This window comes from Bradyrhizobium sp. CCGUVB4N (genome assembly GCF_024199945.1).
GTDB lineage: Bacteria > Pseudomonadota > Alphaproteobacteria > Rhizobiales > Xanthobacteraceae > Bradyrhizobium.
Window position 1 is genome coordinate 3,673,155 of record NZ_JANADP010000001.1, and the last position, 23,153, is coordinate 3,696,307.

20 protein-coding genes are annotated in these 23,153 nt (G+C 63.9%); 13 read left to right on the plus strand and 7 right to left on the minus strand.

Translation table 11 applies throughout. The features are described 5' to 3' along the window. Positions 1-95 precede the first annotated feature (95 nt). The 6 genes from NLM31_RS16525 to NLM31_RS16550 all read left to right on the plus strand — a co-directional run bounded on the left by NLM31_RS16525 (position 96) and on the right by NLM31_RS16550 (position 6,975). Positions 96-1,040, plus strand: coding sequence for a cytochrome c (locus tag NLM31_RS16525; protein WP_254192901.1), 945 nt, complete (start codon positions 96-98; stop codon positions 1,038-1,040). 403 nt (positions 1,041-1,443) lie between these two features. Beyond that, complete coding sequence (locus tag NLM31_RS16530; RefSeq protein WP_254130372.1) at positions 1,444-2,169, plus strand: response regulator; 726 nt, start codon at positions 1,444-1,446, stop codon at positions 2,167-2,169. Between the two features lie 191 nt (positions 2,170-2,360). After that, positions 2,361-2,843 carry a DUF1127 domain-containing protein gene (locus tag NLM31_RS16535; RefSeq protein WP_254192902.1) on the plus strand — a complete coding sequence of 161 codons (483 nt, stop codon included), beginning with the start codon at positions 2,361-2,363 and terminating at the stop codon, positions 2,841-2,843. A gap of 234 nt (positions 2,844-3,077) precedes the next feature. After that, positions 3,078-4,076, plus strand: coding sequence for a cytochrome-c peroxidase (locus NLM31_RS16540; RefSeq protein ID WP_254192903.1), 999 nt, complete (start codon positions 3,078-3,080; stop codon positions 4,074-4,076). Further along, positions 4,073-6,577: a two-component system VirA-like sensor kinase gene (locus tag NLM31_RS16545; protein ID WP_254192904.1), complete on the plus strand. Its 2,505-nt coding sequence runs from the start codon at positions 4,073-4,075 to the stop codon at positions 6,575-6,577. Before NLM31_RS16540 ends, NLM31_RS16545 begins: the two co-directional genes overlap by 4 nt. A 146-nt stretch (positions 6,578-6,723) precedes the next feature. Next, positions 6,724-6,975: a hypothetical protein gene (locus tag NLM31_RS16550; protein WP_254192905.1), complete on the plus strand. Its 252-nt coding sequence runs from the start codon at positions 6,724-6,726 to the stop codon at positions 6,973-6,975. Between the two features lie 5 nt (positions 6,976-6,980). On the opposite strand, the gene NLM31_RS16555 is transcribed toward NLM31_RS16550, so the two are convergent. Next, positions 6,981-7,985 (minus strand): helix-turn-helix domain-containing protein, encoded by a 1,005-nt coding sequence (locus NLM31_RS16555; protein WP_254192906.1) that lies wholly within the window; start codon positions 7,983-7,985, stop codon positions 6,981-6,983. A gap of 316 nt (positions 7,986-8,301) precedes the next feature. On the opposite strand from NLM31_RS16555, the gene NLM31_RS16560 reads away from it, so the two are divergent. Next, positions 8,302-11,160 carry a winged helix-turn-helix domain-containing protein gene (locus NLM31_RS16560; RefSeq protein ID WP_256561391.1) on the plus strand — a complete coding sequence of 953 codons (2,859 nt, stop codon included), beginning with the start codon at positions 8,302-8,304 and terminating at the stop codon, positions 11,158-11,160. A gap of 12 nt (positions 11,161-11,172) precedes the next feature. On the opposite strand, the gene NLM31_RS16565 is transcribed toward NLM31_RS16560, so the two are convergent. From NLM31_RS16565 to NLM31_RS16590, 6 genes are all read right to left on the minus strand, one after another. Then, complete coding sequence (locus NLM31_RS16565) at positions 11,173-11,892, minus strand: hypothetical protein (protein ID WP_254192907.1); 720 nt, start codon at positions 11,890-11,892, stop codon at positions 11,173-11,175. 140 nt (positions 11,893-12,032) lie between these two features. Then, complete coding sequence (locus NLM31_RS16570; protein ID WP_254192908.1) at positions 12,033-12,983, minus strand: alpha/beta fold hydrolase; 951 nt, start codon at positions 12,981-12,983, stop codon at positions 12,033-12,035. A gap of 45 nt (positions 12,984-13,028) precedes the next feature. Continuing rightward, on the minus strand, positions 13,029-13,169 hold the full coding sequence (locus NLM31_RS16575) for a hypothetical protein (RefSeq protein WP_254130380.1): 141 nt from the start codon (positions 13,167-13,169) through the stop codon (positions 13,029-13,031). 111 nt (positions 13,170-13,280) lie between these two features. Then, on the minus strand, positions 13,281-13,979 hold the full coding sequence (locus NLM31_RS16580; protein WP_254130381.1) for a type 1 glutamine amidotransferase domain-containing protein: 699 nt from the start codon (positions 13,977-13,979) through the stop codon (positions 13,281-13,283). Between the two features lie 198 nt (positions 13,980-14,177). Next, positions 14,178-14,885 (minus strand): hypothetical protein, encoded by a 708-nt coding sequence (locus NLM31_RS16585; RefSeq protein ID WP_254192909.1) that lies wholly within the window; start codon positions 14,883-14,885, stop codon positions 14,178-14,180. Positions 14,886-15,003: 118 nt separating this feature from the next. After that, positions 15,004-17,841: a winged helix-turn-helix domain-containing protein gene (locus NLM31_RS16590; protein ID WP_254192910.1), complete on the minus strand. Its 2,838-nt coding sequence runs from the start codon at positions 17,839-17,841 to the stop codon at positions 15,004-15,006. Positions 17,842-18,170: 329 nt separating this feature from the next. Here NLM31_RS16590 and NLM31_RS16595 point away from each other — a divergent pair, with 329 nt between their 5' ends. From NLM31_RS16595 to NLM31_RS16620, 6 genes are all read left to right on the plus strand, one after another. Next, on the plus strand, positions 18,171-18,842 hold the full coding sequence (locus tag NLM31_RS16595) for a sensor histidine kinase (protein WP_254192911.1): 672 nt from the start codon (positions 18,171-18,173) through the stop codon (positions 18,840-18,842). 141 nt (positions 18,843-18,983) lie between these two features. Then, positions 18,984-19,673: a VOC family protein gene (locus NLM31_RS16600; protein ID WP_254192912.1), complete on the plus strand. Its 690-nt coding sequence runs from the start codon at positions 18,984-18,986 to the stop codon at positions 19,671-19,673. A 255-nt stretch (positions 19,674-19,928) separates the two neighbouring features. Next, positions 19,929-21,242, plus strand: coding sequence for an epoxide hydrolase family protein (locus NLM31_RS16605; RefSeq protein WP_254192913.1), 1,314 nt, complete (start codon positions 19,929-19,931; stop codon positions 21,240-21,242). Between the two features lie 65 nt (positions 21,243-21,307). Beyond that, positions 21,308-22,156 (plus strand): enoyl-CoA hydratase/isomerase family protein, encoded by an 849-nt coding sequence (locus NLM31_RS16610; protein ID WP_254192914.1) that lies wholly within the window; start codon positions 21,308-21,310, stop codon positions 22,154-22,156. 114 nt (positions 22,157-22,270) lie between these two features. Next, positions 22,271-22,693: an OsmC family protein gene (locus NLM31_RS16615; RefSeq protein WP_254192915.1), complete on the plus strand. Its 423-nt coding sequence runs from the start codon at positions 22,271-22,273 to the stop codon at positions 22,691-22,693. Positions 22,694-22,714: 21 nt separating this feature from the next. After that, positions 22,715-23,149, plus strand: a complete 435-nt coding sequence (locus tag NLM31_RS16620; RefSeq protein ID WP_254192916.1) for a cupin domain-containing protein — start codon at positions 22,715-22,717, stop codon at positions 23,147-23,149. The last annotated feature ends 4 nt before the right edge of the window (positions 23,150-23,153 follow it).

The window sequence follows — 23,153 nt, forward strand, 5'->3', positions numbered from 1 at the left end:
TACAACGGTAACTCACGCCGCCAATGCTGAAACAGCGCGGTAGTCCCGTCCTCATAGTTACGAAAATCGCTCCTTTCGAGTTCGTGAGGACGAGCATGCCGAATATTGTCAGTCTCATTCTACTGGTGGCTCTTGCGGCATTCATGGTCTGGTTCGGTTGGCGTGCACTGCAGGTCCGGTCGCGCGTCTTGAGATGGAGCGGTGTGGGGCTGGCGGCCGTCTTGACGATCCTGGTGTCGTCGGTCAGCGCGCTGACTGCGACAGGTCTCGTCAGGCAGCACGCGCGCTCCGCGCCTCTTCCAAGCGTCAAGGTCGAACTCACGCCCGAGCGGGTCGCGCGCGGCAAGGCCGTGACCGCCAGCTTTTGCAGCGGATGCCACAAGGCGACGTTGACCGGTGGTGGCAATCTCGCCGAGGATCTTCCGATCAATATCGGCTCGTTCGTGGCCGCCAATCTCACGCCCGCCGGGCCACTGAAGCGGTGGTCGGATGGCGAGATTTTTCGCGCCATTCGCAACGGCGTCGATGCGAACGGAGGCTGGCTCACGATCATGTCCTTCACCAACGCGAGCCGGCTGAGCGACGACGACACCGTTGCGGTGATCGCCTATCTTCGCAGTCTCCCGGCCGCGGGCGCGCCCACGCCGGGGCAGCTCGATCGATTCAACCTCGTCGGCCTGGCGATGCTGGGGGCCGGGATGTTGCCGGACGCGAAGCCGGTGACCGCCGCGCGCATTGCTGCGCCCGCAAAAGGGCCGACGGCCGAATACGGCGAGTACCTGCTATCCTATCAGGACTGCCGCGAATGCCACGGCAAGGATCTCAGTGGAGGCGTGCCCGGCCAGTTGCCGCCGCTCGGTCCCGACCTCGGCATTGTCGCGCAGTGGACCTGCGACGAATTCATCGCCACCATGCGCTCCGGCGTCGATCCGAATGGGCACCAGATCGGGGAGAAAATGCCGTGGCGTCCGATCGGACGGATGGACATCGACGAGCTTGTGGCCTTGTATCAATATCTGACGCAGTCACGGCACCCGTAGTATGTCGCGCGGCATCCACAAGCCCGCGAAATGACGTCGACTCATCATCAGGTCATGTCACTTCGGCAGCTGCGCCCGTGCGCTGCCCGATTTTAGAATCGTTCTGAGTTAACTGAACAACGCCGACACTGCTGGTCCGTCGAGGCGATGTTCACTTGGGTAGTAAATCATCTACATCACAATTCATCACGTATCGGAGATTTTGCCGAGTATGACGGCAAAATGACCTATTCGGCTGACATTGAAGGCAACATCTATATTTGTCGTTCGCGCATAAGAAGGCAGGTCGTCGGCACATGACAACGGATTTCAACCGGGTGCCGCCGGCTTCAAAGGAACTCATTTTCGCATCAGCCGAAGCCGGCACGACAAAGTCGGCTAAGGCAAGTTTGAGAGATCAAATATGTTGGCAGACGCCGGCCATGTCATCGTTGTCGATGACGATCCCACCTTGCGGCAAATGGTGATCAAATATCTGGAAGAGCATAATGTACCGGGGAGGGCTGCATCCAACCGTGCCGAATTGCATCGTCATCTCGAGGGAGCGCAACCCTGCTTGATCATTCTCGACCTGCGCCTCGGTCAGGAGGATGGGCTTGACCTGCTGCGGGAGATCCGTTCTCACTCCGATGTGCCCGTGATCATCACGACCGGGCACCGTCCCGATGAGATCGACCGTATCGTCGGTCTTGAGCTGGGCGCCGATGATTACATCATCAAACCGTTCAGCCTGCGGGAACTGTTGGCTCGCGTCCGTGCGGTGCTGCGACGCCAGGAAATCGGACGGGCCGCTCGCGCGCGGGATCCCGAGCGCGGCGGCTATCGGTTCAACGGCTGGAAGCTCGAGCGCCGCGGCCGCAAGCTGGTCGACGCCAGCAACGCGCCGGTTCCCCTGAGCAAGGGCGAATATGCCCTGCTGCTGGCCTTCCTCGAGGCGCCCGAACGCCCGCTCAGCCGTGAGCACCTGCTCCAGGCGACCCGCATCCACGAAGACATCTTCGATCGCAGCATTGACGTTCAGGTGTTGCGGCTGCGACGCAAGCTGGAGAACGACCCGAGCGCGCCGCGCATCATCCAGACCGAGCGCGGCGTGGGCTACGTCTTCACCGTGCCGGTCGAGCCGTTCTAGGGCGGCTGATGTCGTGATGGTGAAAGCGTGGCAACGGCCGGCTGCAATCGTAACTGTTTTCTGCGCAACAGTGATCCCGGTGTAACAGCCGGACGTCAGGGTGTCTCCTGCAAGCATTGCGTTGGAGAACTCGTCGCATGTTGAAACAGAACTTGCCCTCAAACGTGGTCCGCGTGGTGCGGCCTCTCGAGATGGAAGCCGGCCGCATCACGGATATTTCGGATCGCCGCAGAAGCGATCGGCGCGACCGTGCGGTGCGGCCCGGCACACTGGGGGATGCACCAAGACCGCTAAAGCCGTCGGCGGAAGCAGACCGTCCGACCAGTTGGTGGTCTGCGGTCTTGCTATCCGTGATGGAGGGATTTGCCCTCTATGGCGCGGCGCTCCATCCGAACGCGACGTTTCCGGTAGAGGCGATGCCGCGCACCGTGCCGCCACGTTCGCCGCGTCCGGACGTCAGCGCACGGATTGATTTGAACGCCCGGCGCCACTGGAGCTGGTGGTCTGCCCTCGGCGAAACGACCGCGGTGCTCTGGAAGCATTGGCGGCGGGAGCGGGAGATCAATCGAGCCGTCGTGGCCCTGTCGAGCTACGACGATCGCACCTTGCGGGATCTCGGCATCAACGGCCGGGCCGACATCGAGCGGGTGGTGAGGTATTGCCGTGATTGCTGACGCTGTTTTCCTCGCAGTTGCCGGACTTGGCTTCTATCGCGCGACCGTGCGCTCCATCATTTTGCGCAGCCGCAGGAGCGGCCTGATCGTAGCGATTCGACATGGCCGCCTCTAAGGAGTGATCGGTGCGGCGGCGAGAGGTTGCCGTATCGATCAATAAGACTTGAAGGGTGACGGCCCGATCCGTCGTGGCCCCGCATTGCCGAACCGTAATGCGAAACCTATGTGCAAGGCTTGTCCGGAATCGCTCAGACCAGGATCTTCCATGAGTTGAAGCGTTGGCGCTCTGTCGTGGCGATCGGCGCGCTGCTCCTGGTCTGTCTGCACCCGTCTCAAGCACCGTCTCTCGCCCCGTTCCAGTTGTCGCCGCAGGCGCCGGCGGTGCGCGGTGCGGAAGAGCCCATCACGCCGATGCCTCCGGCTCCGGAGATCGATCCTCGCAAGGTCGAGCTCGGTGAGCGCCTGTTCAACGACGCGCGGCTGTCGGTTGACAATTCGCGGACCTGTTCGTCGTGTCATGACATCCGCACGAACGGGGCAAGTGCGAAGCGGCGCGACCTTGGCCGCGATGGCGCCGAGCTGCCGCTGAACACGACCACCGTCTTCAACTCGACGCTCAATTTTCGCTACGGCTGGGAGGGAAAATATCGCTCCGTTGAGGCAGATGTCTCGGCGTCGCTGGTCAATCCGCAGATCATGGGAAGCAGTCTCGCCGGTATCGCTGCAAAGCTGGATCTCGATCCAGGCATGCGGACCGCCTTTGTCGCCGCTTACGGCCACCGGCCGGACCCGGGCAATATCGTCGATGCTATCGCGAGCTTTCAGCGGACCCTGGTCACGCCCGGCAGCCGGTTTGACCGCTGGCTCGCCGGAGACAAGTCCGCACTGTCGGACAAGGAGCTGGACGGATACAGGCTGTTCAAGTCGCTCGGATGCGCGTCATGCCATCAGGGGGTGAATGTCGGCGGCAATCTGTTTCAGCGTCACGGTATCTTTCATCCGCTGGCGTCGCCAGATCCCGCGATCCTGCGGGTGCCGAGCCTGCGCAATGTCGCGACGACTGCACCCTATTTTCATGATGGCAGCGCGCCCACGCTCGACGATGCAGTCCGCAAAATGGGCTTCGCGCAATTGAATGCGACATTGACCGATCAGCAGGTGGGGGCGCTGGTCGCCTATCTCAACAGCCTGACCGGACAATATCGCGGCGTGCCTGTCGGAGGTGGACCATGAAAGTCGCTCCTGGTGCGGTCGGCGTGTCCTTTTTGCTGGCGCTGCTGACCTGGCTTCTCTTCAACGGCCTCAACCTGAATTCGGACCGCTATGATCGCCAGACCCAGGCTCTCGCGGATTTCACCCGGTTCGAACGCGGCATGAGCCGCGAAGTCCTGACGTCGCGCGCCGGTCTGTCGCGAAATTATGACGCCCTGGTGCGGATGGTCGAGGCCTATGACGCGGCGGTGGTGCGGTTGCGCGAAGCCGCGGGCTCGGACAGGGAGGAGAATGCCGCGATCGACATCCTGGCCGAGCGCGCCCGCCGGCAGGAGGAATTGATCGAGCAGTTCAAGAGCCAGAATGCGCTGCTGCAGAATTCCTTTGCCTATTTCGGCATGTTCAGCGCCCGTCTTTCCGCGTCGGATGACAAGCCGCTGGTCGCGGGCGTCTCCGCGCTTGCGGCTGCCATGCTGCAGTTGACGATCGATACGTCCAGTGCCGGTGCAGGTGAGGTGCAGGGCCAGCTCGACAGACTGGCCCTCCTGCAGGCGCCGCCCGACGAAGCGGCCTCGATACACGCGATCATTGCGCACGGCCAGTTGTTGCATGACCTGCTTCCGGCGGTGGATGGCATTCTGAAAGCCGTGGTCGCCGAAGCCAGCAACCGCGAGCAGGACGCTGTTCACGCCCTGATCATCAAGCGCCAGCTCAGCGCGCGAGCGGCGGCGCGCAAAAATCGTCTTTTGCAGTATCTCACCTCGCTGCTGCTGCTCGGTGGCCTGGTGTATTTCGGCCTGTTGTTGCGTGCGCGTGCCAGGGCGCTGCGACGTCGTGCCGCCTTCGAGCATGTGATCGCGAATATCTCGATGCGTTTCATCTATTCGCACGGAGACGAGCTCAGGGATCATGTCGAGCACGCACTGGAGGAGCTGGCGGGGTGCATCGGTGCAGACAGGGCTTATTTCGCTTGGCGGTCAGCGACCAACGGGAATGTCTACCGGTGGTCCCGCGACGGCGTGCGCCTCGACGAGGGGTGGCCGGAGCGGGCGCTTGGCCTGGCCCAGCGGTTCGACGGCGGCGAGGACGTCATCATCTATATTCCCAAGGTCAGACCGTCACATCCCCACGATGTGATGAATCTCCTCGAACAAGCCGGTATTCGCGGCTGGCTCTGCATCAAGACCCTGTCGGGACAACAACAGGGAGCCATTCTCGGCTTCGAGGCGGTGCAGGCCTCGGCGCTGAGCCAATGGGCCGAGTTTGCGCTCTTCCGCATGGCGTTCGATGCCATCCGCAATGCCGTGCGGCGCGTGAAGCTGGAGCAGGAGAAGGAGCGGCTCGAGGCAAGCCTGCAACAGGCGCGGCGGATGGAAACGATCGGTACGTTCGCAAGCGGCATCGCGCATAATTTCAACAACATCGTCGGAGCGATCCTCGGTTATGTCGAAATGGCCGATAGCGGGATCAAGCCGGGAAGCCGGCCTGCGGCGAGCCTTGCCGAAATCCGCAGGGCAGGCGAGCGGGCACGCGAGCTGGTGGGGCAGATCCTGACCTTCGGCCGGCGTAGCCGGGGCAGGCAGGAACGCGTACGCGTCGAGGTGCTGGTTGCGGAGACTGCAGCTCTTCTCGCCGCATCCTTGCCATCGCACGTCAAGCTCACGATCAGCCAGGGCGTTGAGACCGCGACCGTATCGGGTGAACCGGAACAGTTGCAGCAGGTCATTCTCAATCTCTGCAACAATGCAGCGCAGGCATTGGAGGAGCCGGGCTTCGTTGACCTGCGCATCGCCGAGCGCGAAGTCATCCATCCGCTGCGGATCGGACGGACAGACCTGGGATCGGGCCGCTTCGTCGTTATCTCGGTCTCCGACCCCGGACCCGGGATGGACGACGCCACGCTGGAGCGCATTTTCGAACCGTTTTTCACGACGCGTATCGACGGCACCGGTCTTGGGCTGGCAACGGTTCGCGAGATCGTCGAACAGCATGGTGGCGCAGTCGCCGTGCAGAGCGCGCCGGGTGAGGGGACCCGCTTCGATGTATGGCTGCCGTCCGACGGTTCGCGCGAACCGGTGTCGCTGCAACAGGCACCGCCTCTCGCGTTTCGGGGCGCAGGCGAGACGATCCTGGTGCTCGAGACCGATCGCAGGCGCTTGTTGCGCCACGAGGAGATCCTGGCGGCACTCGGCTACGAGCCGGTCGGTTTCACAGGGCTTGCCGAGGCCGAGGCGGCGTGCCGGTCGGCTCGGGCGCGCTTCGACGCGGCACTGGTGTGTCACTTGCCGGGTGGTTCTTCGCTCGATCTCGCGGCATCGCTGCACAGGGCGGCACCGGGCTTGCCGATCATCCTCGCAAGCCCGTCGACGCACGATCTCGCCGCGCACCTTCTGGCCGCGTCCGGAATCACCGGGATGGTTCACCACCCGCTGATGTCGTCCGAGCTCGCCATGACGCTTGCACGATGTCTGGCCGCAACGCCGGCCGGCAGCGGATTGCGACAGATCGCGACTGCTCGCTAGCCCAGTTTGGCGGCTCGCGATCGCGCAGTTTCACCGGTAACGCGATCTCGCGGACACGAAGTCACTATGTAGCGCGCAGCTTCTATCGATTGCCCTCGGTTGTTCATCTGAGAACGGCCGATCGTGACTGCGATAGGAGAAGGATGATGTCGAAAAGACTTGGCTTGATCAGCGTGGCTACCTCGCTTCTGTTGGGCTCGGCGCCCGTCGTCGCCGGCAGTGCCGACATGACAACCCATCGCTTCGCCCTCAGTTTGCCGGGGCAGGCTCCCGTTGGTCATCGCCAGCCGCGCCTCAGCGACGTGGCCGGAGCGACGCAATTGTCATCGTCGGATCTGGAGCTGCGGCGGCTCGACGCGGAGATCGATCGCAAGCTAGTCATCTGTCGCGGCTGTTGAAGGCCTCACAGCGCATTTGCGTAAGGTCCATTGACGGCCCAATCCTTGTCCGGCGAAAGCCTGCGCCGCGGGAGGCTTTCAAGCTCGGGCCGTTCGTTCCTGGCGGCGGCGCGCCATCGCGCCGGCGTCTGGCCGCTGATGCGCTTGAACACGGTCGAGAAATGCGCCTGGGTGCTGAACCCGACGGCAAGTGCGATCTCGGCCAGCGGGCGCTGCGTCGTCGTCAGCAGCGACTTTGCATGCTCGATTCGATGATTGAGCAGGTATTCGCGAGGACGGTATCCGGTCGCTGCACGGAACTGTGCGGCGAAATGCATCCTCGAGAGACCCGCAACATTGGCGAGCTCCGACAGGCTGATGCTGCGTTCGAAATGAGCGGCGATATGTTGCTCGACGCGCCGCAGGCGCCATTTCGGCAGAGCATTGACCTTGGCGCGCGGCAATTCTGGCCGGGCCAGATGCATGGCAAGGATCTGGCCAATGCAATGGGCAAATCGATGACCGGCGGCGTCGCCTTGCTCGGCGAGCGCCTTGGCAAGGCCCGCGGCGAGCGGATCGCGCAACAGAACGAGGTCGTCGAGCCCTTCAGCTGCTCCCTGCGCCCATCGTGTCGGGAAATGCTCCGCAGAGATGTGGACGTGCAGGAAAGCGCAAGGCGCCTGGAATTGGGCGCTCAGCTGTCTCGACGGTGCGCTGACGTACAGGGTCCCTGACGGCATGGTGCCGTCGAAGATGATCCGGCGCTCCCTGGTCAGGATGGCACGCGTCGTCTTCAACGCTATGCCGACGAAATACCGGTCGGACGGCGTCGTCGCTGCGTGCCACGAGGCCTCCCGTGGGTCGTCCCATCGCGAGATCGTGACATCGTCCAGCGCAGCCTGCCCGCTGCAAACGATCTGACGCCACTTGGCTTCCCGGGCGATTGCCTGCGCCACGTGAGGTCCTTCGTGATCTCTCGGGCCGGCCGGGAGATCGATCCGGGCGTGGGTTTCGTGCAATTCGGTCAGCATCGCTTATTCCTTCTGAGCTTTGCGGTCGTTCGCTATGACCGGTGAACTCGCATCCTCGGTATGCTGACAGGATAGGCGCGGGCAGGCTTGGAAGCCCGTTAGGGGTGATTAGGATGTGTTAGATTGTGTGGGAGCGGACGTGGTGCGGCAGCTGGTCGCGGGAGGCTGGATTCTTGCCAATATTTCAAAGGTTTGGATCAAGCGGAGGACGGTATTGCCGTGTCGGCTATTGCTGCGTCCCGTTCCATGACGCAGATCTTGCTCATGCTCGCGTCGATCGAGTCTGCCCCGTGAACTGCAAGTGACCGAGCTCCCCTTGGAAAATGCCCCTCGTGGCAAAGGTTTCGCGAGCCTCGATCTCGACGCGGTTTCGTTCGGGCCGTTCTCCCTGCGGTCGCGCCTGCTCGAGCGCGACGGTGTGCCGGTCAAGCTGGGTAGCCGCGCGATGGACATCTTGCGCCTGCTGATAAGCCGGGCCGGCGAGGTCGTGCCGAAAAACGAAATCCTGGCTTTTGCCTGGTCCGGTCTGGCCGTCGAGGAGATCAGCCTGCGGGTCCACGTCGCCGAGCTCCGAAAGGTTCTGGGCGACGGCAAGGACGGCGCTCGCTACATCACGAACATCCCGAGCCGCGGCTATTGCTTCGTCGCGACGGTGGAACGCGGCGAGACCCGGCCGGCGTCGAAGCCTGCGCCGCAGGCTGCCGGAAGCGTGGCGTCGCCCTTGTCCTTGCCCCATCGCCTGGACAGGATGATCGGGCGAGAGGACGTGCTGCCGGAGCTGGCATTGCGCCTGCTCAGTGAGCGCTTCGTCACGCTCAGGGGGCCCGGCGGCATCGGCAAGAGCACTGTCGCGATCGCACTGGCGCACGAGATGTGGGAGACGTTCGAGGGCAGCGTCCATTTTCTCGACCTCGGCCCGTTGAAGGACGCGGCGCTCGTCGCCAGCACTTTGGCCGCCGCGCTGGGTCTTGTCGTGCATCATTCCGATCCGACCGGCAGTGTCGTCAGCTTTCTGCGCGGCCGCCGCCTGCTGCTGATCCTCGACAGTTGCGAGCATGTGATCGACGAGGTCGCACGCCTCGCGGAGACCATTCACCGCGAGGCGCCGGGCGTCAGCCTTCTCGCGACCAGCCGCGAGTCGCTGTTGGTGGAAGGCGAACAGATTTTCGAGCTTATTCCGCTGCCGGGCCCGCCGCAGGGCGCCGGTCTCAGCGCAAACGAAATGGTGAATTATCCGGCGGCACGTCTGTTCATGGAGCGCGCCGCCGCGGCCGGTCACAGGTCCGACGTCCCCGATGAGGACGCGGAGATCCTTGCGGAGATCTGCGGCAAGCTGGATGGCATTGCCCTCGCGATCGAGCTCGCCGCCGCGCGCGTGGGTGTCTACGGGTTGCGGGAGATGGCTGCACTGCTCGACAGCCGGTTGAAGCTCGAATGGCGCGGCCGGCGCACGGCGCCGCCGCGGCAACAGACCCTCGGCGCGACGCTTGACTGGAGTTTTGGCCTGATCGGGGAGGCCGAGCGGATCGTGCTTCAGCGCCTCGCCGTCTTTGCAGGCTCCTTCACGCTTCAGGACGCGATCGCGGTCGCGGCCGCCGAGACCGAGCCGGTCGAACGTGTCGTCGATGCGCTGGAGCAACTGGTGGCCAAGTCGCTGGTGTCGACACGGCCGGAGGGCGCTTCGCGCCGCTACCGCCTGCTCGACGCCACGCGCGTTTATGCTCTCCAGAAGCTGGTCGAAGCCGGCGAGGCGCAAGCGGTTGCACGCCGGCATGCTGGCTACGTTCAGCGCTCGCTGGAAGCCAGCATGATGGAGGTGGCGGGCGGCGATCAGGCCTCGCGTTCGCAGAGCCGCGCGAGCCTGCTCGCCGATGCCCGTGCCGCGCTGGAATGGAGCTATGCCAACGATCTTGGCGCCGATCTGCGCGTGCTGCTGGCGGGGAGTTGCGCCCGGCTGTTCATCGAGCTCAATCTGCTCAACGAGGCGCGGCTGTGGTCCCAGCGCGCGCTTGCGATGCTCGACGACACCAGCCGCGGCAGCAGATGGGAGCTCGAGCTCCAGTCCGCGCTCGGCCACGCCTTCATGTTCACGGAACGCAACAGCGAGCAGGCCGAGAGCGCACTGAAGCACGGTCTGGAGATCGCGGAGGCCCTGGGCGACCACGCCAACAAGTTCAGGCTGCTGTCGCGGCTCAACATGTTCTATCGCCGGACCGGCGATTTCCGGCATCTGGTCCCGATCGCGCTGGAGGCCGAGCGGGTCGCGCGCCTGATCGGCGATACCGCGGGAATCGCCGGCAGCAAGGCCCTCGTCGGCGTGTCCTATCATCTCGTCGGCAACCAGACCGAGGCGCAAGCCCATTTGGACGAGGGCGTGCGTGACGATGCGGCGCTGCGCGGGGCGCAACCTGGTCATTTTGCCTATTCGCGCACGCCGCAGATTCCATTGGCGCGGGTGCTGTGGTTGCGCGGCTTCCCCGACCGTGCGGTGGAATGCGTCCGTCCGCTCATCGGCGCGGCTGCGCCACGCGACGTCGTCATGCATTGTATTGCGCTGTGCTGGTCGGCCTCGGTGTTTGGCTGGGTCGGCGACTGGGCCACCGTCGAGGCGTTGACCGGGCGGCTCGCGACGCATGCCGGCATGCATGGGCTCGCGCCTTACGAGGCCGTCGCGGCCGGCTTTCGGGCCCAGACCATGATCGCCCGCGGTAATGTGAGGGAGGGGATCGACTTGCTGCGGACCGCGCTGCCACGCCTGCACGCGGATCGTTACGAACTCTACGCATCGGCCTTCATTGCGGAACTGTCGCAGGGGCTGGCTGCGCTCGGTCAATCGGCGGAGGGACGTGCTGTCCTGCAAGAGGCGATCGCTCGCATCAGCCCCGAGGGCGCCGCTTTCGACATGCCGGAGCTGCTGCGCCTGCGCGGCGAGCTCGAGGCGCGCGGCAACGAACTGGACGCTGCCGAAGCAAGTTTTGCAGCCTCGATTGCGATGGCCGAACGGCAGGGGGCCCTGTCCTGGCGGTTGCGAAGTGAGATGTCGTTGGCGCGGCTGCGGCGTCGTCAAGGCGTTCGAAATCCGCTCGACGATCTCGCCAAAACCCACGCGCGCTTCTCGGAAGGATTTGAGACCGCCGATCTGAGAGCGGCACGGGCGATGCTGGACGAGGGCTGAAGGGATGATTTCTCAGTCGAACCGCAGATCCGAGAGGTCAATCGACACCATCAGCGCATCGCGCATCGGCATCAGATCGTCGTCGCGGAGATAGATTCGCCGGCGCGTCGGAGTCGTGATCCCGCCGATCGTGACGGGATCAGACGCATATTGCGTGGCGGGAAAATGTCCGGCGATTTCGACCCGATAGTCATGCCGCCGGATCAGCATGTCGGGGCCGAAATAGAAGTCCTGCTCGAGGCTGTGACTTGCGATCGCTGCCGGAAAGCAGGCGCGCAGTCCGCGCCAGATCTCGGCACCTTCGCGCCAGGGCGCGATCTCGCGCACCTCGAATCCGTCCATGGCGAGCAGGAAGGGCGTGGTCAGATAGGTCCATAGCGTGTAGCCGTTGAAATAGGCGCGGTGCAGTGGATCCCAATGCGTCCGCATGTCGTGCCGTGCGAACGAAGCGCGTGGATTCTTCCGCTCGGCCACGATACGTCCATCCGCGGCGACGATGGCGATGCGGTCGGGACTGAACTCGGTGCGCTGGCCAGGTTTCCCGAACGGCTCGAGCGATGCCCACTGGCGATGCAGATCGATCCGCATCGTGCGCGGATCCTGATCCTGATCGAGGCCCTTCAGCGCCCACAAATCCCCTCCCGTCACGATCGTGGCGGTGAGGCGCCTGTGTGCGTTCCATCGGCTCAGGCCACCATGGGCTTCGATCGCATTTGCCAGCAGCGGAATCATCCTGGCCGTTTCCTCTCGCATGGGGTGATGTCACTCCATAGCGATAGGCCCGAACGCAGGCCGCCGCCCGTTAAGCGTTGTTAAGCGCCGTTGAGCTGCCGGCGGGGCGTATCCCGGGCGGCACCGTTGGGCGCGCGGTGCTAATGGCCGTCGAGCCGCGCCAGGAAGTCGCGGACGAGCGACGCGATCTCATCGGTTGCCTCGTCCAGCGCGAAATGGCCGGCTTCCAGGATATGAACCTCGGCATCGGGCACGTCGTCGCGATAGGCGGTCGCGCCGGCAACGGTGAAGGACGGATCATATTTACCCCAGACGACCAGCGTCGGCGGCTTGGTCTTGCGCAGCCACTCCTGCCACTTCGGATAGGACGCGACATTGGTGCGATAATCCAGGAACAGCGTGGTCTGGATTTCCGGCTGTCCGGGACGGGTCAGGAACGCATATTCGTCGGTCCAGGTGTCGGGGTCGTAGCGCTCCGGGCGCGGGCTCGCGCCGAGGTGCCGCTGCCGCGTCGCTTCGAGGGACGTAAAGTTGGCTTTGAGCGCTTCGAGCTCGTGCGCCGGATCGGCCCAGTATTTCCGCCGCGCAGCCCAGAGCGGGCTGAGGCCTTGCTCATGCGACACTGCATTCTGGATGACGATGGCGCGGACCCGTTCGGGGTGCACCAGCGCCATCCGGAAGCCGACAGGACCGCCGTAATCCTGCATGAACAGGACGTAGTTGCTCAGGCCAAGCTTACCCGTCAGCTCGCCGATCACACCGGCGATATTGTCGAACGTGTAGTCGAAACCAGATGGTGGCGGTGCGCTGCTGTTGCCGAAGCCGGGATAATCGGGCGCGATGAGATGGTACTTGTCCGCAAGCAGCGGCAGCAACGGCTCCCACATCCGCGAGGAGGAGGGAAAGCCGTGAAGCAGCAGCACGGTCGGTGCGTCCGCCGGCCCGGCCTCGCGATAGAAGATCTTGAGGCCCTGGACGTCGACCGTGTGATAGCTGATCGAGCGCCGGCTGGACCGCAGGTCTTGGGCAGAGGCGGGCAGCGCCATGCCGACAAGAGCGGCCGAGAGGGTGAGCAAGGTCGGGATGTTCATGGCGCTGCGCCTTTTGTATTTGGAGAAATGGGTCGGGGAGCCGTGTTATCCAGCGGCCACCATGATGGACTTGAGGCCGAGGTCGCTTATTCCCTCACGGCCGTGCCGGGCAGCCTCCGCGCGGCGGACGACATCTGTCAGCTCCGGCGTAAAGCTCTCGTCGCCGTCCTCGATATGCCCGGTCAATCGCGCGGTGACCTCCTGGAATACCCAGCCATTGCCAGCGATGGAGTTGCGCGAGTTTCAATTTTGAAGGGGATGGAGAGGTGCTCGTTGCACCTCTCCTGGAGCGCGTGCTTAGGCGGCCGACTTGGCCTGCTGGGCCAGTGCAGCGAGCAGTGCCTGTGCCGCCGGTCCGGACGAGTGCGGGTTCTGGCCGGTGATCAGGAGGCCGTCCTTGACGACGTGAACGCCCCAATTGGCGGTCTTCGAGAAGACGGCACCGAGCTTGAGCATCTCGTCCTCGACGAGGAAGGGCACGACCTTGGTGAGCCCCACCTCTTCCTCTTCACCGTTGGTGAAGCCCGTCACTTCCTTGCCTTCGACCAGCAGCTTGCCGTTCGGCGCCTTGACGTGGCGTAGCGCGCCGGTGGAGTGGCAGACCACCGCGATCGTTTTGCCGGCGGCGATGAAGGACTCGATCAGCTTGGCCGAATCCTTGTCCTCGGCGAGATCCCACATTGGGCCGTGGCCGCCGGGATAGAACACGGTGTCGAAGTCTTCCTGCCTGACGCTGTCGAGGCGAACCGTCTTGTCGAGCTGTGCTTCGGCGGCGGCGTCCTTCTCGAAGCGGAGCGTGAGGTCCGTGCGGAACTCGGGCTCGTTGCTCTTGGGATCGAGCGGCGGACGGCCGCCCTTCGGCGAGGCGAGTGTGATCTCGGCCCCGGAATCCTTGAAGACGAAATAGGGCGCCGCAAGCTCCTCGAGCCAGAAACCGGTCTTGCGTCCGGTATTGCCCAACTGGTCGTGCGAGGTGATGACCATCAATACTTTCATAGCTGTCTCCCGTGATTGCGTTCGCTGGGTGACGCAGCCCGTCGTGACGGAACTGCGCCGGCGTAGGTCTCGTCCGAGCCCGCAACGTTGTTCGCTGCTCGTGAGACGCAATCTGCACCCGGGCCGGGCTGTTAGCCCGTTATGTATTGTTAGGTGGTGAGAGGGCCGTGTTGGTCAGGCTTGTTGCCGTTCGCGTCGTTATTCGAAGACAGCGTCGAAGATTTCGACGTCGATCAGCACTGGCTTGGCGACGACCGCGCCTTCGGGTTGCAGCGTCCGCGTGCGCCGAAGGGTTGGAACCACGATGCCGTTGAAGCTCTCATGGGCCCAGGAGTAGTGCGCGACACGTGCGCCGAGCAGATCGTGATCGGTCCGTCTCTGCAACGCGCTGCCGTCGAAATAGAAGACTTGCTCGGACGCGAAGCTGATCAGGCCCGGCGGGAATTGCGCGCGTAGGCGCCGCCAGGTCTCACTGTTCTCCTGCCACGGCGGCAGCTCCTCGATCGCGACGTCGGGACGGGCGAGGAGGAACGGCGTGGTGAGATAGTTCCAGATCTGGACGCCGCAGAAGAAGACCAGATGCAGTTCGTCCGCCAGCGCGTGTGTGCCATTGGTCGGGAAAGCAAGACTGGGGTTGCGCCAGGTCCGCAGCACCTGGCCATCGAGGCTTTCGATCGTGATCGCGTCGGGCGCAAACGCGCCGGACCGCTCGCCGCCGGTGATGCCGGTGAAGCGGACCGATTGCGTCCGCGTCGATCCCTCCGCGGTGACGTCCTTGAATTCGCGCGCATGTCCGGCGTCGGAGAACAGGGCCCCACCAACGGAAAGATGCAGCGTGAACCGGCTCAAGCTGTTCCAGCGGGCCAAGCCCCCGCAGGCGTCGATCGCATCGTCAAGAAGTGCCATGTCTCGCTGCATCCACCATGAATTGTCGTCACCATGGCGGGGCGGGGGCGGCTTGGCGTGTTAGAAGTTGTTAGGAGTTGCAAGAGCCCGGTGGCACGGTATCCCGTTGAAGATGCTCTTAATTCAGCGCGTTCAGGAGCCCCTTGGCCGCGACCAGGTCGCGGCTCGACAGGCCTTCCTGATATTGCCCGACCAGCGGCGCGAGCAGGGCCTGCGCATCGCCCTTTCGTCCGGCCCGCTGCCAGACGCGGGCGAGGCTCATTGCACCCCGCAGCTCCCAGCCGCGCGCACATTGCCGGCGCGACAAGGCAAGCGATTGCTGGAGACAGGCTTCGGCCTCCGTCGCCCTCGCGGATTGGACCAGGATGTCCGCCTTGACCCGGAGCATTTCCGGCATGTCGAAGGATTCGCCGTGATCGCCGATCTGGGCGATGGCTTCGTCGATCGTGCGCAAAGCCTCCCCGGACTCGTTCTGGGCCGCCAGGCCTTCCGCGAGCGCCGTTGCAAACACCGTGGTCATGATCCGGTGCCGCGTGGCGTACAGGGTCGCCTGGCTGCGGCGGAGATGCTCGATGCCGCCGGCGATGTCCCCGCGGCGGAGCAGGAGTTCGCCCTTCTGGCCAATGCCGACGGCGTGATAGGGGCCGAGGAAGTGCCGTGCGGAGTGGTCGATCAGCCGATCGATCAGGCTTTCGGCGCTGGCCCAGTCGCCGACCCACAGAAACACGTAGATCGTCCAGATCAGGGAAATGCCGAGCGTCAGGGGTTGCTCGAGCTGCTCGGCCTGGCGCACCGTGTATCGCGCCGCCTCGATGGCACGATCGGGCCGGCCGCTGAGCCAGAGCCCGCGCGCCAAGGCGACCAGCGCGACAATGCGGTCGTCATAGCCGAGATGGCCGATATTCAGTCGCTGCGAGCCCGGATTGTGCACCATCGCGCTCTCGCAAAACTGAACGGCCTTGTCCTGATTCCCGATCAGATGATGCGCCACGCCCAGCATCCATTCGACGTTCAGGGTGCTGGTGGGGTCGTTCAGCTTCCTGGCGACGCCTTCGCCCTGTATGCCGGTGCCGAGCGCGCCGTGAAAATCTCCGACGCGGGTCAGGTAGATATGCAGCCCGCGCAACAGCCAGAGCTGCCAATGCAGGTCGTCGAGGGCCTCGGCAAGTTGCAGGCTTCGCGTGAAGGCCAACCGGACGCCGTCCGTATTGCCTTGCGTGAACATCACGGAGACGCCGAGCGCCGCCTGCAAAGTCATTTCCTTGCGACTGTCGAAATGATCGGCCGAGGCGAGGGCCTGCTGGGTCCAGCTATGGCATTCCGTGAGCAATGTCAGCTCGAGGAAGAACTGCGCGGCCGAAGCTGCCAGGTCGACGGCGAGCGCGCGGTCGCCGTGCTCCGAGAAGCTCCAGGTTAGCGCGGCCCGCACATTCGGCAGATGGTCGGCATAGGGCAGGAAGCCGCCGGCGCTCTGCATGCCCGTCGATTTCACGGAAATGTCGTGCAGGAAGTCGCGGAAATATTCCGCGTGGGCGCGCGCCACGCGGGGCGCTTCTCCGCTCTCGATGAGCTTGTCGCCCACGAAGGCGCGAGTCGTATCGAGCAGGCGGTATCTCAGACGTCGTTCTGCCGGCGACGTCGCAATCAGGGATTTCGACAGCAAATTCGAGATCGCCTCGACCGCTTCGGCCTCGTCGATGCCCTGAGATGCGGCGACCGCGAGCGCAGCTTCGAGCGTGAACGGCCCGACGAATGCCGACAGGCCGCGCAATGTCGCGCTCTCGGCCTGGGGCAGGAGGTCGTAGCTCCAGCTCAGCGCCGCGCTCAGCGTCTGGTGCCGGGGTATAGCGGTGCGGCGCCCCCGCCACAGAAGCGAGAAACGGCTGTCGAGCAGCGAGGCCGTGCCGGCAATCCCGTAGGCATTGACCCGTCCGGCGGCAAGCTCGATCGCAAGGGCAATGCCGTCCAGACGCCGGCAGATATCGGCGACGAGCGGCGCATCCTCTTCACTGAGCTCGAATTCGCTGAGGCTTTCGGCAATCCGCTCGACGAAAAGCTGGCTCGCCGGATAGGCCAGAATGTCGGCCATGCTGAGCCCGTCGCGTTGCGGCGGACAATCCAGCGGAAACAGCCGGTACACCCGTTCGCCCTCGGTGCGAAAGGACTCGCGGCTGGTGGCGAGAACATGCAGTCCCTCGGCTTCCCGCACCATGCGCTCCGCCAGCGGAGCGAGCTCGTCGATGATGTGCTCGCAGCTGTCGAGGACGAGCAGCGTCCGGCGGTTGCGCAATGACGTCAGCAACCCCGGTATCGGGTCGTCGGAATTGACGGTCAGGCCAAGCGCGGCGGCAATCGTGCCGGGAACGAGCCGCGGCTCCGTCAGCGCGCCGAAATCGACAAAGCAGACCTGCCCCTCGAATTCCGCATGCTGACCATGCGCGACCGCAAGTGCGACCGAGGTCTTGCCGATGCCGCCGGGGCCGACGATGGTGACGAACCGATGCAGGGACAGTTCAGCCGCGATCTTCTCGACGGCGTCGTCTCGGCCGATCATCCTCGCGAGCGGGGCAGGTATGGACCGGACCTGGGACACAGGCGCGTGTGGCCGGCTCTCCGCAGGCGCGGCGCGAAGCAGCGGCGCGGCGAAACAATAGCCGCGGCCGGGCACGTTGACGACGTAACGGGAGCCTTCGCCGCCATCGCCCAGCGCTTTGCGCAGGGACGTGATGTGAAAACGCAGGCTGCCCTCATCGACATTCACATCGGCCCAGATCCGCTTGACCAATTCCCGCTTGTCGATCACCTCGCCGGCACGTTCCGCGAGAAAAATCAGGATGTCGAGCGCACGTCCGCCAAGATGAAGCGGCACGCCATCCTTCTCGAGCAGCCGCGCCCGGGGAAGCAGCCGAAAGGCCCCGAAGGAAATGGCTGAGTCCTGGTCGTTGGTGTCCGGCACGCGCCATGATTCCGATGAAAGGAAAGTGCTTCTGTCTGTTTGATCTACCAGAACGAGACCGTGAGTAAATCGGTCGAAAGCGGCGAAATCGAGCAGCGCACGCAGGATTGCTCGAACGAAACGCTACAAATTTCGCTTAAACGCGAACGGCTTATGCCGTGATCGGGAAAAGTCCGTCAGTGTCGGAATGCTCCAAGCAGCAGTCATGTTTTGCCGCCGTCATGCGCACGCGATCATAACACAATCTTGCAACGTCTAACGAGCGTGAGCCGCACGACTGTATCAGTATAGTTTTCGAGTTAGGCCTATTTCCAACGGGGGAGGCTATCATGCCCGAAATCAGCTCTCGGACGAACGACCGGCGCGTTCGATCTCACTTTGTCGCCAATCTCGACGATGTCTCGCGTGACTGGGAACTCGTGCTGCGCGAGTCGCATCATCGCATGAAGAACACCCTGACGCTCCTGGGTGCGTCAGTCCGCCGCGACTTCACGCGGGCGGGGACCAGGGACATGTCGGTCGCCGTTGACCGGCTGGAGCGGCGCATCGTTGCCTTCGGCCGGCTCTACCAACTTCTGTCCGACAATGACGATCTTGCGATGGTCTCCGTCGAGGCTTTCTTCGGAGGGCTTTGCGGAGCGCTGTCGGAGGCGGTGCTGGAACCGGCGGGCGTCCGCTGCGAGGCATCGATCGAGAGCGGCGCCCTGCCGGCTTGGCAGTGTCACCGGCTTGCACTGATGCTGACGGAGCTGGTCACGAATGCGGCAAAGCATGCTTTTCCGAACAAGAAGGGTGCGCTGATCCGCATCGAGGTGGCGAGCCGCGAGGGCGGTTGGCTCTGCGCGGTCACCGACAATGGTGTCGGCGCGACCGGGCCGCTTCAGGGGGCCGGCAGCCGGATCCTGGAAGGCCTGGCGCGCAGCATCGATGCCCGGATGCAGGGCGAGGCCGGGCAGGGCGGCACACGCGTGACGATAGCAATGCCGCTCGCTGTCGCCTGAGGAAGCGGCCGCGCTCGCAATCTCAATCGCTAACGAGCCATAACATCCCATAACGAGCATTATTCCCGAACTTTCGCGAAAGTCGTGGTCTCAGAAGCGGGTCTCGGTCGCGAGCCCGTACCTCAAATCAGGGAGTTCGACATGACCACCACCGAGATCAATCGTCCCGCCGACGCCCAGTCAGCGAAATCGCGCACAGTCGACCTCAAGCTCGAGGTCGTCGTGATCCCCGTGTCGGATGTGGATCGCGCGAAAGCCTTCTATGCGAATCTGGGCTGGAGGCTGGATGCCGACTTCGCCTCGGGAGACGGTTGGCGCGTGATCCAGTTCACGCCGCCGGGCTCGGCCTGTTCGGTGATCTTCGGCAAGAATGTCACGCCAGCGGCGCCCGGTTCGGCGCAAGGCCTGTATCTGATCGTCTCCGATCTCGAAGCGGCACGGCAGGATTTGCTCGCGCGTGGCGTCAAGATCAGCGAATCCTTCCATGGTGGCGGCGATGTTCACGCCGGAACGGACGAGCCGTATCTCTTCGGCACTGTCCGGCTCAACGGCGCTGATCCGAAACGCGGCAGCTACAGCTCGTTTGCTTCTTTCAGGGATCCCGACGGCAACGGTTGGCTATTCCAGGAAATCACCACGCGGCTGCCCGGTCGTATCGATACGACGGACACCACATTCACCTCGTCAAGCGAACTTGCGCGCGCGTTGCGCCGCGCGGCGGCGGCGCATGGTGAGCACGAGAAGCGCACCGGCGTGCACGACGAGAATTGGCAGGACTGGTACGCCGATTACATCGTGCGCGAGCAAGCCGGCCAGCCGCTGCCGACCTAAATCGCGAGCATGGATGTTGGATCGAGGTTCACGGCGCGCGATGGCTCATCGGGCGCCGTGATGCGTTTAGGTCCCGAAGATCGTCCCTCGTCAACTTGCAGCGCTGTGGCACGACGACTCGCAACGGCTAACGCAGCCTAACAATCCATAACGAGCCAACGGCCGGTGTCTGAGCCAATCTGTTTTTCAGGACGAACCGATTTGTCGATCTCGAATTTCGGTCAACGTCACAGACCAGAGCCAGGGAGATCCAAAATGACGACGCAAACACGAGCCGACATGATGAACCCCGACCGCCGTCAACTGCTGGGCCAGGCCGCGATGATAGCTGTTGCTGCAAGCACGGCGAGCCTGTTTCCGACGCATCCGGCGAAGGCCGCCGCAAGCGGCGCAATCCGTCCATTCCACGTCAACGTGCCTGAGGAAGATCTGCTCGATCTGCGCCGCCGTCTCGCAGCGACACGCTGGCCGGATCGCGAGATCGTCACCGACCAGTCGCAGGGCGTGCAGCTCACGACCGTCCAGCAGCTCGTGCGCTACTGGCAATCCGACTACGACTGGCGCAAGACGGAAGCGCGGTTGAATGCCTTGCCGCAATTCGTCACCGAGATCGACGGCGTCGACATTCACTTCATTCACGTGCGTTCCAGGCACGAGAATGCCTTGCCGATGATCGTGACCCATGGCTGGCCGGGCTCGGTCATCGAGCAGATGAAGATCGTCGGCCCGCTGACCGATCCGACCGCACATGGGGCCAAGGCCGCGGACGCGTTCGACCTCGTGATCCCCTCGCTGCCCGGTCATGGCTTCTCCGGCAAGCCGTCCGAGCTCGGCTGGGATCCGCAGCGTGTAGCACGCGCCTGGGTCGTGCTGATGAAGCGGCTCGGCTACAATCGCTACGTTGCGCAGGGCGGCGATTGGGGCAATGCGGTGACGGAGCAGATGGCGCTGCTGGCACCGCCCGAGCTGCTCGGCATTCACACCAACATGCCGGCAACCGTTCCCGACGACATCGCCAAGGCGCTTCAGCCCGGCGGGTCGAAGCCGTCCGGTCTCTCTGCGGACGAGAACTATGCCTACGATCAGCTCGACGATTTCTACAAGCACGGTCTCGGCTACGCGATCGAGATGTCGAACCGGCCGCAGACGCTCTATGGGCTCGTCGATTCGCCGGCCGGCCTGGCGTCATGGATGCTCGATCACGACGCGCGCAGCACTGCGATGATCGCGCGGGCCTTCGACGGCAAGGCCGAAGGGCTGTCGCGGGATGACGTCATCGACAACATCACGCTCTACTGGCTCACCAACACGGCGGTCTCGTCGGCGCGTTTGTACTGGGAAAACAAGCTGGTGTTCTTCGCGCCCAAGCACGTGAACATCCCGGTCGCCGTCAGCGTCTTCCCGGACGAGATCTACGCCGCACCGCGCAGCTGGGCCGAGAAGGCTTATCCCAAGCTGATTCACTACAACCGCCTCGACAAGGGCGGCCACTTCGCGGCCTGGGAGCAGCCCGCGCTGTTCTGCGCCGAAATGCGCACGGCGTTCCGTCCGTTGCGGCAATCGATCTGAGCCAAGCAGGACGCACGGAGCGACGCGCGTCCTCGCCCTTCAAGACCACATCAGGAGTGCACATCATGAACCGCCCCGAACGCACCTTCACAGCAGAACAGATCCGACTGGAGCGGCGCCTGCCGACATATTGGCGCGTCACCTTCGACATGCCGCCGGTGAACATCTTTGGTCCGAAGCACCTGTCATTGCTCAACGATATCATCACCGCGATCGAAACCGATCCGCAGGTGAAGGTCGTGGTGTTCGACAGTGCTGTCGAAGGCTTCTTCATCACGCATTACGACTTCTTGGCGCCGCTGGAGGACTCTTTGAGCATCCCGCCGGGGCCGACCGGGCTGCAGGCGCTGCCCGACATGCTGGTGCGCCTGAGCCGTGCACCGGTGGTGTCGATTGCCTCGATCCGGGGCCGCGCGACCGGTGTCGGCAGTGAGCTCGCGCTCGCAAGCGACATGCGCTTTGCCAGTCGCGAGAAGGCGATCCTGTCGCAATGGGAGGTCGGTGCGGGCCTGGTGCCTGGCGGCGGGCCGATGGCGCGGTTGCCGCGCTTGATGGGCCGCGGCCGTGCGCTGGAGGTCCTGCTGAGTGCCGACGACATCCATGGTGATCTTGCCGAACGCTACGGTTACGTGAACCGGTCGATGCCGGATACGGAACTCGATGGCTTCGTCGAGGCGCTCGCCATGCGTATCGCCACTTTCGACAAGGACGCGATTGCGGAGACCAAGCGTCTGGTCGATGTCGCAAGCCTGCCGCCGGATGAGGAAATCAAGCCGGAGTGGGGCGCGTTCATAGGAGCTCTTGGTCGTCCCGCGAGCCAAACCCGGATCAAGGCGCTCATGGCGCGTGGTTTTCATCGCGCGGGCGATGTCGAAAACCGGCTGGGCTTCCACGTCGGACAGATCGGCATCTGATGGAACCGCTGCGGCGCTCGACCGGTTGGAGGGCGACACGGCAGTGATGCCGGGATAGCCTTCCACCGGTGCGGAGCGCCGCCAAACGACTACAAGCAATCAAGGAGAAAACAGATGATCCGCAAGGCAAAAGCAGTATGGCAGGGCACCGGTCGCGACGGCACCGGCCACCTATCGAGCGAATCCGGCGTGCTCGCCGAGACGCCCTATTCGTTCAAGACGCGCTTCGAGAACGAGAAGGGCACCAATCCCGAGGAATTGATCGCAGCCGCCCACGCCGGCTGTTTCACCATGGCGCTGGCCTTCGGTCTTCAGCTCGCGGGCTTCACGCCGACTGAGCTCTCCACGGAGGCCGCGGTCACCCTCGATCCCGATGGGAAGGGATTCAAGATCAGCAAGTCGGCGTTGACCCTGCGCGCCAAGGTGCCGAACCTCGACGATGCTGGTTTTGCCAAGATCGCCGGCGAGGCCGAGAAGAACTGTCCGGTGTCGAAAGTGCTCAACGCGACGATCACGCTCGACGCCAAATTGACCTAGCCAACCCGCGGAGACGGCATCATGCCACGCCAGCATCAGCCGGATGAAGACAGGTTCCGGGCGATCCTGCCCGAGGATATCGACTGGAAGCCGTTTCCAGCATTTCCGCCTGGGGCGCGGCTTGCCGTCATGGTTGGTCATCCCACCGAGCCCGGCCCCTATGTGGTCCGGGTGAGGGTGCCCGGCGGCACCAAGCTGATGCCGCACAAGCATCCGGAGGACCGGATCTATACGGTCATGTCGGGCGTCTTCTACATCGGACTTGGTGAGACCTTCGATGGCGATCAGGTGAAAGCCTATCCTCCGGGCAGCGTGATTGTCCTGCCCGGCGAGACCTGGCATTTTCATTGGGCGAAGTCCGGCGAATACATCACGCAGGTGTCGGCGATCGGACCGCTTGGTCTGGAGTATCACGATGATCATGATGACCCTCGCTTGCACGTGGCGACGCAGTAAGGTC